The sequence below is a fragment of the Acinetobacter sp. GRABPA_MV_2 genome, assembly GCF_056725885.1.
In genome coordinates, this window is the sequence record NZ_JBWZNA010000006.1 from 1 (window position 1) to 16,303 (window position 16,303).

Sequence of the window (16,303 nt, forward strand, 5' to 3'; positions counted from 1 at the left end):
ATAAAATTTAATCCCAAAACGAAAGAGCCAAAGGATACCCTTTGGCTCTTTTTTATTTTATGGTTTATATAAACCGTGTTCGACTAAATGTTCTCGTAAAATACGGCGCAATTCTAATACAGCTTGAGGTGTAAGCTGGATGGAATGACCACCTGGAAGAACTTTCTCAGACTTTGCTCCGTCTAAGTGAGCACTTTTGTATGGGACGATACCATCGGTAATCACATTTGGATCATCACTCTTAGTAATATTTCCCATAATTGAATGGAAAACTAATCCTTGGTGTGGATTAATATTTTTAGTCAGCTCCATAAATTTAGATTGATGACTTAAATCGCTTGGTCCATTTTGAATCAAACCATTATCAATATTACTCAAGAAATCCTTAACATCTAAATTTTCGGTTGTTAGTGACGTGGCAACAGCCGACAAAAATGCACCGGGTAAACGAATAATTTTACGCGCTGCTAAAGTAAACCAGCGATCAGCATAATCTGTACCGCGATGAGGGGAAGCCAAGAAGATCGCACGATCAAAATTATTGATCGAATGCATTTGCAATCGTTCAGTGACCATTGGATGTTTTTTAAAGCGGTTTTGCTGACGGATCGTCATTAACTCTAAGGCAGGTTTAGTAATATCTCCATCACTGACCAGTAAACGGCTGATAATGCCTCCCATGCTATGTCCAACAAGAACAGCATCATGTGCGGCAGGGTCACTTGGGTTTAGTGAACTAAAAGCTTGTTTAAGCAGAGCATAAATCTGGAAACGGCTTTCTAAAATTGGCATGTTAGTCGAATAAAAAACTTGCCAAACTTGATAATTATCTCTTAAAACCGTATCGCCCATAACATCATTGGTGAGTGCAATCCACGCTTCGGGACTACTGGCTAAGCCATGTACTAACACAATAATTTTCTTATTGGGATTGTATGGTTCAAGCATGTAGAGATGTGGCATAGTTAAATGCTGATCGCGGTCAATCAGAGTTAAATAAGCTGCGACCCCTAAATTATTTTCGGCCAACCATAGACCGTAAGGCGCAGAAAAGTTAGCAGCTAGAGGATATTGTTTCCCCGCTACATTAATATTATCTGTTCGATAAGGATCATAAACTCGGATCACGAATTCTGGATTATTAATGATTTCTTCGATGGTAGTCGCATGTTTGGGTTCAGCGACAATAGTCGCAGCTAAGTAGCGTGCATGATGAATATTTGGATTAACACCATTTTTGTAATTGTATTTAAGTGGATCTAAAATATATTCATTAATATCTTCTTTTCCTGAGCTAGGAAAAACAGCAACAAATTCAGATCCAAAACCATCACGGCGGTTAATGGTTCTTAAGCCTGAAAAATTTAAGTTATAACTCGAAATTAATTTTTCTAATTTTTGGCCTGATAGTTGTTTATGAAATTCAAAATCAATTGAGTAAACACTTTTACCAATATGAATTTGCGGTTCAACAACATTTTTTTGTGGGTATCTTAAATCATAAATACTCACCATTTTTGCTATGGCTTGATTATAGAAATCGCGAATTTGAACTTGTCTATTATCAAAAATACGGTCATTAGGCTGACGTTTTGTTGAAAACAAATACGCGTAGCTATAGCGAATACTTTTATCCAATAAACTCAATTGCTGATCTAAACAATCATCATATCTATTCTGGATATTCTTTTGTTCTTCTTCAGACTTATGCTTAGTAAATCTACTTGTTTTACAATCAGATGTATTTGATAAAGCCATAGCTTTTGCCAAATACATTTCACTTGCAGCTGATAAGAATTGCTCATCTACAATTTGGGGAAGATTTTTGAGTTGATTTACGCAAATCTCTGGCTTATCTGTACAAACTTTAGCTTCTTGACCAGACATGGATAAAACATTCAGGCTCGCTTCGCTGAGTTTGTCTTGCGTGAGAATACTATTACGTTCATTAGCAATAGTTACATTCAAATCTTGCTGTTTAACATTTACGACTTGACAACCACTCAGAATTGAACCGAGTAGTATGACCGTCAACTGTATTTTGCTTCTTTTTATTGAAAACATTATGGTCAAAATATAGTGGCTCAATGGTAGGTAGATCATACAAATTTTAAGATATTTTTCAAATGATCAAATATAAAAAAGGGCTGTCAAATCAGCCCTTTTTTATAGCATTAAGTTTATTTTTTAGGTGTAGCTGTAGAAGTTGTTGCTGACATTGCTGGGTTAGTTAAAACTTGCCATACGTTCCAACGACCTTGTTTTTCAATTTCTTGAATTAAACGATCCGCAATTTCAGCTTCATCTGGATATTTAACTTTATAATTCTTGAGCGTCTGGATAGCATTTTTCTTCTGCTCCATCGCAATATAATTATTTGCAGCAGCTAAATATGCTTCTTGAACATTACCTTTAATGGCTTTGTCTAAATATGGAATGGCTTCACGTTGGCCACCACCTTCAGATAAACCAAAACCGAACCAGAAATTTGTTTCTGCGTCATCTGGACTAATTTTCAAAAGTCTTTGAGCATATTCTAAAGATTTAGTTGTATGAACAGTACCTAAATCAAGGTTACGTGCAAGAACACTTGCTTTAAAAGCACGAATTAGAATATCAAAAGATGCATTTGGATTTGCAGCAAGTGTATCAAGTTGCTGTGTAACTTCTTTGAGTTTACTTTCAAAGCCTTTACGTTCTTGACGGTCGGTAAAGCGAGGTGGGTAGTGACGTGCTTTACCTTCTACTAATTGTAAAAAGTCATCAATAGTAGTCACGTCAATTTCATTTTCACCAGCTAAAACTGCGTATTTCATTGAACGTTGTGAATTATTGACAGTCGGAACAATCAGTTTATTTACGTCGAGAGTAAGCTGTTTGGTTGGGTCATCTTGACGATTAACCACCATTTTCGTTACAGGCTGTGCAGCAGCTTCTTTTAATGCAACTTCAAATGCTGGCGGCTGATCATAGTTAAAAGGGTTTAGCGCATAAAAAGGAGGAGTAAGCTCTGGTTCCTTGAAAACAAAAGGCTCAATTTTTTGTTCTTTTACGGGTGCCATTGTACAAGCAGTTAAACTTGAGGTCGCAAGGATTATATATGCCAAAGGCTTAAAATTCATAGGATCTTCCGTTCATTTTAGTAAAGTCAGATTTGGTACAGGTAAGTCTAGGAAAAGCTAAACAGACATGCAAGGGTAAGCTTGTTACAGTATGAATCAAGAATATTACGTTTTTGATGTCTTATCTTGCGCACCGCATTCACGACGAACTTCTTCAATAATTTTTAGTTCTTCATCGCTAAAAGGCTGTTCATCCTGACTTTCTTTTTTGAAGCTCGGATCTAGCACTGATAAACGCTGGCATAAATTATTCATACGTGTTTCGTTGTGCTGAATACGATCAAGTAAAACACGCATACCTTCTAAAATAGGGTCTGACTGATCAGCAGTTGTCGCATATGGGGCAAAGCCAATACTTTGTGCATAATCACGACGACGTTCTTCATCTTTATTCTTGTCGGTGGCATCTTTATAAATATAGCGAGCAGGGTTTCCTACAGCGGTCACACCAGCAGGGACTGCTTTAGTCACTACAGCATTTGAACCGACTTTAGCGCCTTTACCAACTGTAAATGGACCTAAAATTTTTGCACCAGCACCAACAACCACACCATCTTCTAAAGTTGGGTGACGTTTGCCAGTCTTCCATGTTGTACCACCTAAGGTCACACCATGATAAAGCGTAACATCATCACCAATTTCAGCAGTTTCACCAATCACAACACCCATGCCATGATCAATAAAAAAACGTTTACCGATTTTGGCACCTGGGTGAATTTCAATGCCTGTTGCAAAACGACTAAATGAAGAAAGAAGGCGAGCAGCACCTTTACAATCTTTTTGCCATAATTCATGAGCAACACGATGCATCATGATCGCATGAATGCCAGGATAGGTCGTGAGAACTTCGAGAGTATTGCGGGCAGCAGGATCTCGCGCAAATACAGCCTTTATATCTTCTTTCAGCTGTTTAAGCATTGGGTTGATCCTCCTTGTCAGATAATGTCTTTTTCCATTTACCACTGGTTAGGGCTTGTACACGACTAAAAATACCGCGAAGTAAATGATATTCCATACGATCTAATTGTATACGACCAAATAAACGACGCAAGCGTAAAGGTAATAAACGTGGATTATCTGGATCTAAAAATTCAATTTCAGTCAGCATTTTCTCTAGATGAGGATAAAACTCTTCCATTTGTTGCTGAGTAACCAGAGGCTCATCCCATTGCATGCTTTGGCCTTGCACTAATGGCATTTCATCTGCATCTTGATCCACGTTTTGTTGTTCTAGAGCAGACATGCGAAGCTCGTAACATACAACTTGAATCGCTTGCGCAACATTTAATACGCCATAGTCAGGATTGACAGGAATGGTTAAATGATAATTTGCCAGCGCTAATTCTTCGTTGGTTAAACCACGGTCTTCGCGTCCAAAAACAATCGCAATCTGTTGCCCTTGAGTAGTGGCCTTAATAGCTTCTTTGGCAGCAGGCCGTACGTCAAGTAAAGGCCAAGGAATAGTACGGCTACGTGCACTTGTTCCAAATACTAAATGGCAATCTTTAATAGCATCTTCTAAAGTATCGACAATCTCAAGATGTTCAAATAAATCTTGGGCACCAGCAGCAAGCGCTTGTATGTCTGGGTGGGGATATGTTTTTGGTGCAACAAGAACTAATTTAATTAGCCCCATCGTTTTCATGGCACGTAAAGCACTGCCAATATTAGCTGGCAACGTAGTATTTACCATGACAATACGCACTTGTGCTAATTGTTTTGACACAGTGTTGTGATCAAACGAACTCATAAGATTTCCAGAAATTACGAATATTGAGAAACTTCGCTTTGGTATAAATCCAATGCATCGTCCATAGTCATGTCCGCGGGAGGGGAAGCAACGGTTTGCGGACGAGTAGGTTCTGCTGCTTTAGCTGCTTTCGACTTTACTTGATATTCAATGTAAATATTATCTTTACCAAAATAATCTCTGAGTTTAGCAAGTAATTCATCGAGAGGAGCAACTTTCCATTGTGGACCAAGTTGAAGCTCGGCTTGAGCATAAGGTTGATCAATCTGTAGCTGTAGAGTGATATGTTGATGCATATCTACATTGCAAAATGGCAAGATTATGTTTTGTAAATCTTTTGCCAAAGTGGCTTGCATAAACTCTTCTGTTAATTTGATCTGAATACTGTTAGCACGTTTTTGTCGTATTTCATTTAAAGTAAAAGCCTTAGTTAAACGGCCCATCGGACGTTCAAAGCCTTCTCTTTCATAAATTTCGCCTTCAAAGACAACAACACGTTCAACTTGAATAATATCTTTAAAACGTTGGAAACGTTCATGGTTGCAACTTACTTCAATACGAGCTGTACCGTCATCTAGTACAATAACTACCCGATTTGGGAAGTTTGCGACGTCAATGACTAAACCTGCATAGACTGTTGTAACACCACGACGTGTAGCCGTAATTTCATTAAGTTTCACAGGGATAAAAGCTTTAAGTTCTTGTCGGTAAACATCAATTGGGTGACCAGTGAGATATAGGCCAAGCGTGTCTTTTTCGCCTTTTAGACGAACTTCATCACTCCACGGTTTAACAGGTTTAGCTGGCTTACGCTGAACTTCTTCAACCTCACCAAATAAATCCATAATACCGCTTTCACGGTTACTGCGCGCTTGTTCGGCAGCTTGAACAGCTTCAGGTAATTGCGCCATTAAGCTTGCGCGTTCAATTCCTAAGCAATCGAGTGCACCTGCACGAATTAAAGCTTCAAGAGTACGCTTATTGATTTTCTTCAAATCAATACGATGGCAAAAATCGAATAGATCTGTATAAGGACCAAATTGTCGACGAGAGTCAATAACTGACTGCATCGCTTGTTCGCCAACGCCTTTAATTGCACCTAAACCATACACAATAGTTTTATCATCGCTCGCATGGAAATGATAAGTCGACATATTGACTGATGGTGGTAAAACTTCTAGGCCATTATTTCGGCAGTCATCAATTAAAAATACAACACTGTCGGTGTTCTGCATTTCCGATGACATTACTGCTGCCATAAACTCAGCAGGATAATGTGCTTTTAACCATGCGGTATGGTAGGCTACTAGTGCATAAGCTGCGGCGTGAGATTTGTTGAAACCATAGCCTGCGAACTTTTCCATATAGTCAAAGATATGGTTGGCTGTACTTTCATCAATTCCTTTTTCTGCAGCACCTGCCAAGAAAATTTGGCGCTGCTTAACCATCTCCTCAGGTTTCTTTTTACCCATTGCACGACGTAGTAAGTCCGCGCCACCAAGCGTATAACCCGCACAGATCTGTGCAGTCTGCATCACCTGTTCTTGGTAAACCATAATCCCGTAAGTTGGCTCTAATACACCTTCAAGAAGTGGGTGAAGATATTCAAAATCTCCACCATGCATACGGTGAATAAAGTCAGGAATAAGATCCATTGGACCAGGACGGTACAATGATACGAACGCAATAATCTCTTCAAATTTACTTGGACGTGCTTCTTTGAGCATTCGTTTCATGCCGACGGATTCAAACTGGAATACCGCTGTTGTATTTGCATCGGCAAAGACAGAATAGGCTTTAGCATCATCAAGTGGAACATGCGAAATAATGAGCGGATCATTACTATCGCGATTTTTATTAATATTTTGAATTGCGTCTTCAATAACGGTTAAGTTACGTAAACCCAAGAAGTCGAATTTGACGAGACCTGCTGCTTCTACATCGTCTTTATCATATTGAGCAACACGGCTGGTTCCATCTTCATCACAAAGCACAGCTGAGAAATCGGTAATCTTACCGGGTGCAATAACAACACCACCGGCATGTTTACCGGTATTTCGGGTGATACCTTCTAGTTTTAATGCCATTTCCCAGATTTCACTCGCATCATCATTATCTGGGTTAGATGGATTGGTAACGATATCTTTAAGCTGAGGTTCCATCTCGATAGCAGTGGCTAAGTCCACACCGAGCGGTTTAGTAGGTACCATTTTTGAGATACGGTCAGCTAAACCGTAAGATTTACCTAATACACGGGCAACGTCGCGAATTGCACCTTTTGCCGCCATCGTACCGAAAGTTGCAATTTGCGACACGGCTTCACGGCCATAAGTACGTGAAACATAATCAATAACGCGGTCACGTCCAGCAATACAGAAGTCGACATCAAAGTCGGGCATCGAAACACGTTCTGGGTTTAAGAAACGTTCGAAAAGTAGATCGTAACGAAGAGGATCAAGGTCAGTAATTTTTAAGCTATAGGCAACGAGTGAACCCGCACCTGAACCACGGCCTGGTCCTACCGGAACGCCATTATTTTTTGCCCACTGGATGAAGTCCATGACGATAAGGAAGTAACCTGGGAATCCCATTTTTAGGATAATGCCGACTTCGTAATCAATTCGTTCATCGTAAGGTTTACGAATTTCAGGCCAATCTTCGCCACGTTTTTCGACAGGGTAGAGATAATCTAAACGTTCTTCTAAACCTACTTTAGACAAATGCTCAAAGTAAGTGTCGATGGTGAAACCATCTGGAATTGGATAGTCAGGTAAAAAGTAGGTGCCAAGTTGTAGGCTAACATTACAGCGTTTTGCAATGTTATAGGTATTTTCGATAGCACTAGGGATATCTGAAAACAACTCGATCATTTCATCGGATGTTTTAAAATGTTGCTCAGGACTATATAAGCGTGGACGACGGTCGTCTGCTAATACATAGCCATCAGCAATACAAACACGTGCTTCGTGAGCTTCAAAATCTTCTTTTTCTACAAAGTGCACATCATTATGTGCAACTACACCCACATTATATTGAGCAGCAAGTTTAGCGGCTTCTTGAATAAAGTCTTCTTCACCGGGACGATCGGTACGTGTTAAAGCCAGATAAACACGGTTACCAAATTTTTCGATCCATGCTTCTAAAAGGGGAGCGGCTTTTTGAGGGTTAGATGAGCAAAGCATCTGACCCACATCACTATGTTGGCCAAGTAAAACAATAATATCTTGATGCTGTTCAAGTACCCATTCTTTTTTTACACATGGAATACTAAGTTGTTGACCTTCAATAAAACCGCGTGAAACGATTTCGGTGAGACTTTTCCAGCCTACATTACTCATTGCAAGTAAAGTTGCACGATGTTGAGCATCGTCAAGGCGGATTGTGCTACCTAAAAGCGGTTTAATTCCTTTTTTTAAACAGGAATTATAGAATTTTACGGCGGCATGAAGGTTTGATAGATCGGTTAATGCCAGCGCAGGCATTTGGTCTTTAACCGCAGCATTGACCAAGTCAGGTATGCGAACTATCGACTCTGTAATCGAAAATTCTGTATAAATACCGAGATGAACAAACTGCATAAACCAATCCTTAATGCGACCGAAGCATAGTTTAGCACGCAAAGTTAAAAGGAAATGCTTAATATTTTGGCAAACTGTTATGGATTTTATTATTTAACAAGAATCATTTGAACATCTATTGTACAGATTTAATATGAAAGAGCTTATTTTTAAGAAATAGAGCCAACCCAAACTTTGTGTTTGGGTTGGTTGAAAAACTTAGTACTGCCAGAACATGCGCTGAATTTCTTTCGTGTCATTCGTCTTAGTAAGAGCTAAAGCTGCAAGAAGACGCGCTTTTTGAGGGTTTAAATCATGTGCTGCTACCCAACCATATTTAGAGTCAGGTTGTTCTGCATCACGTAATACGAAACCTTGTGCGACACGTGATGAACGGATAATTTGAATACCGTTTTTGTCGTGAAGATTTTGTAAGGTTGGTACGATATATTTTGGTATAGAACCGTTACCAGTACCTGCATTAATGATCGCTTTAGCACCAGCTTTTGCATAAGCTTCATATGCATCTGGAAGCATAGAGTCCGAACCATAAACGATCTGTACAGTTGGAAGTGCATCGCCTTTAATATTTTCAATATTAAATTCTGAAGCATTTGTATGACGTTTTACAGACTGTCTGAACCAGTATGGTTTGCCTTCAACTAATGTACCTAAAGCGCCCCATTGGCTAACAAAAGCATTTGTATGAATATTAATACCTTTAGTTACATCACGTGCAGCAAAAATAGAGTCGTTCATAAGAACCATAACGCCTTTATTTTTTGCATCATCAGAAGCTGCTAAAGCAACTGCACTATAAAGGTTAAGTGGTCCATCAGCTGAAAGAGCAGTTGAAGGACGCATTGAGCCAACAAGTACAATCGGTTTATCAGTATGAATAACCAAATTTAAGAAAAATGCTGTTTCTTCTAAAGTATCTGTACCGTGTGTAATTACGACACCATTAACAGATGGCTTTTTAACAAGCTCATTCACTTGACGAGCAATTTCTAATAATTCCTTATCAGTAATACTCTCAGAAGCGATTTGTAAAGCTTGAATACCAGTTACATTTGCCAAATCTTTGATTTGTGGAACTGCGTTAATTAGGGTATCAACAGGAACTTTTGCAGCAGTATAAGTTGCACTATTTGCCGAGCTTGCGCCAGCACCAGCGATAGTACCGCCAGTGGCAACTACGACAACATTATTTTTTGCATAAAGTGGGAGAGAGCAGGCTAATAAGCCCATCGCTAAACCTAAAGATTTAACAGTTTTAGTCAACATCGAAAATATCCTTATGAAGTGACGAAGTAAAAGTTTGTCGAATATGTGTGCTTTTCCTAAGCAAAATACATACCATGTAAGACATATTCCAAACTTGTTTGAATAAAAAGCATCCCTGAATAGCATTTTGTTTCACCAACAATTGCTTAGTCATTGCTTTTATTTAGCGCTAATAAATAACATGAATAAAATAAAAAATCTATTAAGTTTTTCTAATTTATCTCGATTTGTTTATTTTTTAAGATAAGTAAATAAAATGATTTATTAATCTTTATAAAATTAAAAAATAATAGAGTGGTTTCAGTTCTTGTTTATTGCTTTATATATGCAATATATTGATTTTTAATTGGATAGTCTGAATTTAAATTAATGGAAATGTTTTTTTATTTAAGCTGAATAATAATATCAATAGTTTAATGTGAATAAGTCTTAGTAAGCTGAATTAAGATTTAGTCATTTGATTTTTATTTTTTAAGGTATAAATTTTATTTGTGTAGATTTTATTCTATTTTTAAGGTTTTGATTGAAGAAATTTAATAGGGCTAATAGTTATTATTGGCCTACTATTTAATATAGAAATACTGACAAATTTTTATTGTTTAATTTTAGAATAAAAAAAGAGCAATTTTATAAGGTCATATAAAATTGCTCTTAAGTTGGGAGAGTGGGAGAAAAGAGAAACTTATGCGGTCGTTTGTTCTTGAGTTGATTTAATTAATACTGGCTCTGGTAGTTCTTCAGTATCAGCTACTTTATCGCCTTCAAGCTTGGCAACAACTGCGGTAGCAATACTGTTACCTACTACGTTTGTTGCAGTACGGCCCATATCAAGGAATTGATCGATACCGAGTAATAAGAGAATTCCGGCTTCAGGTAAATGGAACATAGTGAGTGTTGCTGAAATAACCACAATTGAAGCTCGTGAAACACCAGCAATACCTTTACTTGTCACCATTAGAGTTAACAAAATTAAGACTTGCTGAGTGAAGCTAAGATCAATATTGTAAGCTTGAGCAATAAAGAGCACTGCAAATGTGGTGTACATCATTGAACCATCTAGGTTGAATGAATAACCTAAAGGTAATACAAAGCTCGTTACTTTTTTAGGCACACCAAATTTATTTAGTGCATCCATAACTTTAGGATAAGCTGATTCACTTGAAGCTGTAGCAAAAGCAAGGGTTACAGGTTCACGAATTAATTTACCTAAGCGGAAAATATCTTTTTTAAGTACGATTGCACCTACAGAGAATAAGATGATCCACAGTAATAAAAGACCGAAGTAGAACTCTGCGATTAAAATGCCATAGTCAACAATCAAGCCTAAACCTTGTACTGTAATTGCTGAAGCGATTGCTGCAAATACTGCAACAGGTGCAAACATCATGACGTAATCGGTAATGCGGAACATGATCTTGCTGAGTTCATCAGTCAAACGAATGATAACAGAATCTTTTTCTTTGCCTTGATTTACAAAAGCAAGGGCTGAGCCAAAGAAAATAGAGAAAACAAGCACTTGCAAAATATCATTGTTTGCCATTGCTTCGGCAATACTGCGTGGGAAAACATGGCTTAAAAATGATTGTAGAGTGAAACCAGTAGTCGCTGGGACAGAGGAACTACTCAGTTGTTGTGCAGTTGGTAATACTAAATCTAAAGCTGCACCAGGTTGGAAAAAGTTTGCCAAACCCATACCAATAGCAAGCGATACGAATGAAGCAGTAATAAACCAAGTCATTGATTTAAGGGTGATACTGCCGATTGATGTAGATTTCCCCATTGATACAATGCCTGAAACAATTGTGGCAAATACCAATGGAGCAATAATCATTTTGATAAGGCGTAAAAAGATATCTGTAGGTATGTTGAGATAAGAAGCGATTTGCTTCAGTTGTTCACCTTCATTAAAGAAGTGGTGACAAATCCAACCTGTCAGTATGCCAAGTAAAATAGCAACAACAATATACTTGAGCAATTTCTTTTGCTTCATGTGAACCTCTATCCATTTGATTCAATCATCCTTTGATGGGAGTTGGATGATCGAAAGCTTTCCTTGTTAGTTCAGTCCGGTCGTTCTAACGATGTTATCTTCCTAGATTTGTATCTGTTTTAACCGAATTGAATATGGCGATGTTGTTATGGAGATGGATTGTTGCTCGATTTTGAAGCAGTGTGAAATGCAAAAAAATATTGATCCATGCATTTTTTGCATAATAAAAATTTGCTAAGTGGACAGAATATAAGTAATTTTGAACGTATGGTAAAAATATAAAAATAAAAACTTGAACTAATTTTTAAAATTAAAAGAATGAGAAATTTTATAAAAATATTTTAACTTCAATGTCTTATTTTTAGATAGTGCAGTGTAGTGAAAATGTGTAATTCTTCTTTTGTAAAAATGAATAAAATAAAATTATAAAAAAAGCACCTAGTTTAAGATGCCTTTTTTATTATGTATTTTTTTAACGACGATTGGCTAAGAAACGCCCTAGTCGTGTAATTGCTTCACGTAATTCATTTTCAGCAGGTAGGAAAACCACACGGAAATGATCTGGAGTTGGCCAATTAAAGCCTGTACCTTGAACCAATAAAACTTTTTCTGCACGTAGCAAATCAAGCATTAACTTTTCATCATCTTCAATTGGATAGATGTTCGGGTCGAGGCGAGGGAAACAGTACATTGCTCCATCTGGTTTTACACAGCTTACACCTGGAATTTCATTGAGCATTTCCCAAGCAATATTGCGCTGTTCGTATAAACGGCCACCAGGACGAATCAAGTCATTAATTGATTGATAACCGCCTAGGGCAGTTTGAATCGCATATTGAGCTTGAACGTTTGCACATAGGCGCATTGATGCTAACATGTCTAATCCTTCGATATAGTCAGCAGCACGGCTTTTATCACCCGTAATTGCCATCCAACCTGAACGGAAGCCTGCAATACGATAAGCTTTTGATAAACCATTAAAAGATACACAAAGCTGGTCGCCAGCTAATGATGCTACTGAAACATGTTCAATACCGTCATAAATAATTTTGTCGTAAATTTCATCAGCAAATAAAATTAGATCATATTTTTTTGCAATCGCTACAATCTGTTCAAGAATGTGGCGTGGATATACCGAACCCGTAGGATTGTTTGGGTTAATGATGACAATACCGCGAGTATTCGGAGTAATCTTACTTTCAATATCAGCAATATCTGGGTACCAGCTATTTTCTTCATCACATTTATAATGAATTGCCGTGCCGCCTGAAAGATTAACTGCTGCTGTCCAAAGCGGATAATCCGGCATTGGAATCAGCATTTCGTCTCCGTCATCTAATAAGCCTTGCATAGCCATTACGATAAGTTCAGATACGCCATTACCAATATACACGTCATTGACATGCATATTGAGAATTCCTTTTTGCTGGTAATACTGACAAATTGCTTTACGAGCAGGGAAGATGCCTTTTGAGTCAACATAACCAATTGCATTTGGTAAGTTTAAAGCAACATCATTAATAATTTCTTGTGGTGCTTCAAATCCAAAGGGAGCTGGGTTACCAATATTCAACTTGATAATCTTATGTCCTTGCTCTTCCATTTCATTGGCGGCTCTTAAAACTGGCCCACGGATGTCATAACAAACATGCTCAAGCTTCGATGATTTTTTGATTTCTCGAGTAGATGGCATGGAATGGAGGGTAGCAGTATTTTTAGACATAACGGGATTCACTTTTGCATATCGGTATAAATAACTTTTAAATGTTTTAACTGTTACCAAATTTAGATCATGTTGATCTTTCAATAGTTCAACAATTTTTTCATGGGTAAAACCCGATTGTTGATATTGTTTAATAATTGGTAGTAGTTGTTGGAAAACCACACTTTTTTTCTGAGACATGTTCTGTCCTATACAACCGTGCGTACTTAGAATAGCACTATGTTTGCTTGCTTTAAAGCTAATTAGTAATAAATTTGCTTACTTTTGATTTTGTGTTTTGCTTACTTTTTGCTTTTTATTCTTTATATGTTTAAATTCCAACAAATTTTACGTTCAGAGACTAGTGTTTTTGTGATGAATGGCGTAAATATAAAACTCGATCAACAGAAATGTTTACTTCAGAATAAAAGGTGTATGTCATGGGAAAAGTCAATAAAACAGACCGGGAATGGCAAAGAGAGTTATCACCAGAAGAGTATCGGATTACACGACAAAAAGGCACTGAACCTGCATTTACGGGGCAATACTGGAATACTAAGCAACATGGTACCTATGTTTGCCGTTGCTGCGGCGCAGAGTTGTTCTCATCAGATACCAAATATGATAGCGGTTGTGGTTGGCCAAGTTTCTTCCGTCCTATCAATGGTACAGTCATTGATGAACATGAAGATTTAACGCATGGTATGGTCAGAACTGAAATTGTTTGTCATGATTGCGAGGCTCATTTAGGGCATGTATTTGAAGATGGACCACAGCCGACTGGTTTGCGCTATTGCGTAAACTCGGCATCATTACAACTTAAAACAGAAGAAAAAAATGATGAGGAAACCTATCCATGAGTAATATTTATCAGTTTGAAGCTGAGCTGTTAGAGGGTGAAGTTAAGCAGTTCGCTGATTACAAAGGTAAAGTTTTATTAATTGTAAACACTGCGAGTAAATGTGGTTTTACCCCACAATTTGCTGGTCTCGAAAAACTTTATGAAAAATATAAAGATCAAGGGTTGGAAGTTTTAGGTTTTCCCTGCAACCAGTTTGGTGGGCAAGATCCAGGAAGCAATAAAGAAATTGGTAGCTTCTGTCAGCGTAACTATGGGGTGAAATTTCCTATGTTTGCTAAAGTTGATGTAAAAGGTCCGGAAGCCCATGTAATTTTTAGATATTTAACACGTGAAGCTAAAGGTATTTTGGGCAGCAGTAGCATTAAATGGAACTTTACTAAATTTTTAGTAGGTAAGGATGGCGCTGTTTTAAACCGATATGCGCCTACCACTAAACCTGAAGCTTTAGAAGCTGATATTGAAAAAGCTTTAGCGAGTTAATTGTTTAAATGAACGCTATTCCTCAACCTTTTGAGTTTTGGCAAGATGTGCGAATGCCGTATGTTGAAACCAGAAGGTCCTGTTTTAGCCGAACATGTTATAAATCTCATAGTCATCCAACGTTTTCTATCGGGGCTATAGACGAGGGGAATAGCATTTTTCAAAGTTCATTTGGTACGCCCCAAAAAATTGATGCTGGTACTTTGGTGATCGTACCCGCACATATTGAGCATTCATGTAACCCTTTGCCAGATCAGGCTTGGAGCTACCAGATGCTACATTTGGACATAAGGTGGTTAAATCAGCTGTATTCAGAATTTCGACAACATGGTTTGGATTTGCTTCTGCCTCAGCATAAGCCGCTCATAATAAAAGAAGAAACTTTATATCAGGCTTTTTCTGATATGAATGAAACTTTATTTGATCCTGAAAAATTAATTATTGAAAAAGAACAGTCGCTGATCTATTGCCTTACCCAGCTATTACTCCCTCATTTCGTATTAGAAGAAATACAAAAAACTGAATATTTGTATGAAGATTTTTTGGACTTAATTCATATTATTAAATCGTCAGAACAATTTATTTCTCTTGAAGAGCTTGCAGAGCAGGTTGGTCTTAGTCGATATGCAATCATTCGTTTATTCAAGGCCAATGTTGGTCTAACTCCACATGCATTTCAAATTAATTTAAAGATTAATCAAGCTAGATCTCAATTAAAACAAGGGATTTCACTCGCAGAGTTAGCTGTCAATTTAGGCTTTAGTGATCAAAGCCATTTTCATAAAGCTTTTAAAGCACATACAGGAATTACTCCTCGACAGTTTCAACTTGCAGCAGCGCATTAATTTACAAGAAATTATTTTTCTCTATTTTTAAGCTACTCCATACAGTTTTAAAGATGAAATCGTTATGGAAGTTTTTTTGGTTATCGCCTTTACTCACTTTTTAGCACTCCTATCTCCGGGACCAGATTTTTTTCTTATTCTGACCAGTCTTTTGCAAAAAGGAGCGCGTTATACCTATGGCGTTATTCTGGGAATTACTTTGGGCAATGCTCTTATCTTAATGGTATGTATATTTGGATTTATGGTGCTTGGCAATTTAAGTACAACGATTCTTTTAGTACTTAAATGGCTGGGGGCTGGATATTTAGCTTATTTGAGTTTTCTTTGTTTTAGGGCCACTCAAGGAACAAACTTAAATATTGCTGTTGCTGAAAATAGTTTGGTTGAACAAGAGTCTAGTTATAAAAGTAAAGTTAAAAGCTTAGCTCTGGGTTTGCAATCCAGTCTTCTTAATCCTAAAAATATTATGTTTTATAGTAGCTTAATGCTGCTTATTCAACAGGAATTTAGTTTGTTTCAAAAATTACTAATGAGTATATGGATGACAGGAGTGGTTCTTGGATGGAATTTATTATTAGTTCATTTATTACGTCAAGAGCGGGTATTAGCACAGATTAAACGTTCTGCTAGAGGAATATATTATTGCTCTAGTCTGGCTTTCATTTTTTTCGCAGTGTTATTGGTTGTCTATAGGTAATATAAATTGCA

The 16,303-nt window shown here is 37.5% G+C and carries 12 protein-coding genes; 4 read left to right on the forward strand and 8 right to left on the reverse strand.

The window, feature by feature from the left end:
• Positions 1-57: 57 nt before the first annotated feature.
• The 8 genes from ACXM0J_RS07245 to ACXM0J_RS07280 form a co-directional block, all read right to left on the reverse strand.
• Entirely contained in the window at positions 58-2,064 is a 2,007-nt protein-coding gene (locus ACXM0J_RS07245; RefSeq protein WP_033849756.1) for an esterase/lipase family protein, read from the reverse strand.
• Positions 2,065-2,180: 116 nt separating this feature from the next.
• Positions 2,181-3,122, reverse strand: coding sequence for an ABUW_2363 family tetratricopeptide repeat lipoprotein (locus tag ACXM0J_RS07250; protein WP_033849758.1), 942 nt, complete (start codon positions 3,120-3,122; stop codon positions 2,181-2,183).
• A 105-nt stretch (positions 3,123-3,227) separates the two neighbouring features.
• Complete coding sequence (gene cysE, locus ACXM0J_RS07255) at positions 3,228-4,040, reverse strand: serine O-acetyltransferase (protein WP_086264503.1); 813 nt, start codon at positions 4,038-4,040, stop codon at positions 3,228-3,230.
• Positions 4,033-4,872 (reverse strand): RNA methyltransferase, encoded by an 840-nt coding sequence (locus ACXM0J_RS07260; RefSeq protein WP_005069717.1) that lies wholly within the window; start codon positions 4,870-4,872, stop codon positions 4,033-4,035. Before ACXM0J_RS07260 ends, cysE begins: the two co-directional genes overlap by 8 nt.
• Positions 4,873-4,886: 14 nt before the next feature.
• Positions 4,887-8,450, reverse strand: coding sequence for a DNA polymerase III subunit alpha (gene dnaE, locus ACXM0J_RS07265; protein ID WP_033849760.1), 3,564 nt, complete (start codon positions 8,448-8,450; stop codon positions 4,887-4,889).
• 198 nt (positions 8,451-8,648) lie between these two features.
• Complete coding sequence (locus ACXM0J_RS07270; RefSeq protein WP_086264505.1) at positions 8,649-9,716, reverse strand: type II asparaginase; 1,068 nt, start codon at positions 9,714-9,716, stop codon at positions 8,649-8,651.
• Positions 9,717-10,398: 682 nt separating this feature from the next.
• Entirely contained in the window at positions 10,399-11,706 is a 1,308-nt protein-coding gene (locus ACXM0J_RS07275; RefSeq protein WP_033849763.1) for a dicarboxylate/amino acid:cation symporter, read from the reverse strand.
• 472 nt (positions 11,707-12,178) lie between these two features.
• Positions 12,179-13,609 (reverse strand): pyridoxal phosphate-dependent aminotransferase, encoded by a 1,431-nt coding sequence (locus tag ACXM0J_RS07280; protein WP_005069706.1) that lies wholly within the window; start codon positions 13,607-13,609, stop codon positions 12,179-12,181.
• Between the two features lie 239 nt (positions 13,610-13,848).
• On the opposite strand from ACXM0J_RS07280, the gene msrB reads away from it, so the two are divergent.
• The 4 genes from msrB to ACXM0J_RS07300 all read left to right on the forward strand — a co-directional run bounded on the left by msrB (position 13,849) and on the right by ACXM0J_RS07300 (position 16,292).
• Entirely contained in the window at positions 13,849-14,268 is a 420-nt protein-coding gene (msrB, locus tag ACXM0J_RS07285; RefSeq protein WP_057085714.1) for a peptide-methionine (R)-S-oxide reductase MsrB, read from the forward strand.
• Positions 14,265-14,750, forward strand: coding sequence for a glutathione peroxidase (locus tag ACXM0J_RS07290; RefSeq protein WP_005069704.1), 486 nt, complete (start codon positions 14,265-14,267; stop codon positions 14,748-14,750). Before msrB ends, ACXM0J_RS07290 begins: the two co-directional genes overlap by 4 nt.
• A gap of 8 nt (positions 14,751-14,758) precedes the next feature.
• On the forward strand, positions 14,759-15,595 hold the full coding sequence (locus ACXM0J_RS07295; protein ID WP_086264506.1) for an AraC family transcriptional regulator: 837 nt from the start codon (positions 14,759-14,761) through the stop codon (positions 15,593-15,595).
• Positions 15,596-15,659: 64 nt separating this feature from the next.
• The gene (locus tag ACXM0J_RS07300; protein ID WP_086264507.1) at positions 15,660-16,292 is read left to right on the forward strand and encodes a LysE family translocator; all 633 of its coding nucleotides are present in this window, start codon (positions 15,660-15,662) and stop codon (positions 16,290-16,292) included.
• Positions 16,293-16,303 lie beyond the last annotated feature (11 nt).

Excerpts from the sequence above, each read along its gene's own strand:
- ACXM0J_RS07245 (WP_033849756.1), bottom strand. The coding sequence starts at position 2,064 with ATGTTTTCAATAAAAAGAAGCAAAATACAGTTGACGGTCATACTACTC.
- ACXM0J_RS07250 (WP_033849758.1), bottom strand. The coding sequence starts at position 3,122 with ATGAATTTTAAGCCTTTGGCATATATAATCCTTGCGACCTCAAGTTTA.
- cysE (WP_086264503.1), bottom strand. The coding sequence starts at position 4,040 with ATGCTTAAACAGCTGAAAGAAGATATAAAGGCTGTATTTGCGCGAGAT.
- ACXM0J_RS07260 (WP_005069717.1), bottom strand. The coding sequence starts at position 4,872 with ATGAGTTCGTTTGATCACAACACTGTGTCAAAACAATTAGCACAAGTG.
- dnaE (WP_033849760.1), bottom strand. The coding sequence starts at position 8,450 with ATGCAGTTTGTTCATCTCGGTATTTATACAGAATTTTCGATTACAGAG.
- ACXM0J_RS07270 (WP_086264505.1), bottom strand. The coding sequence starts at position 9,716 with ATGTTGACTAAAACTGTTAAATCTTTAGGTTTAGCGATGGGCTTATTA.
- ACXM0J_RS07275 (WP_033849763.1), bottom strand. The coding sequence starts at position 11,706 with ATGAAGCAAAAGAAATTGCTCAAGTATATTGTTGTTGCTATTTTACTT.
- ACXM0J_RS07280 (WP_005069706.1), bottom strand. The coding sequence starts at position 13,609 with ATGTCTCAGAAAAAAAGTGTGGTTTTCCAACAACTACTACCAATTATT.
- msrB (WP_057085714.1), top strand. The coding sequence starts at position 13,849 with ATGGGAAAAGTCAATAAAACAGACCGGGAATGGCAAAGAGAGTTATCA.
- ACXM0J_RS07290 (WP_005069704.1), top strand. The coding sequence starts at position 14,265 with ATGAGTAATATTTATCAGTTTGAAGCTGAGCTGTTAGAGGGTGAAGTT.
- ACXM0J_RS07295 (WP_086264506.1), top strand. The coding sequence starts at position 14,759 with ATGAACGCTATTCCTCAACCTTTTGAGTTTTGGCAAGATGTGCGAATG.
- ACXM0J_RS07300 (WP_086264507.1), top strand. The coding sequence starts at position 15,660 with ATGGAAGTTTTTTTGGTTATCGCCTTTACTCACTTTTTAGCACTCCTA.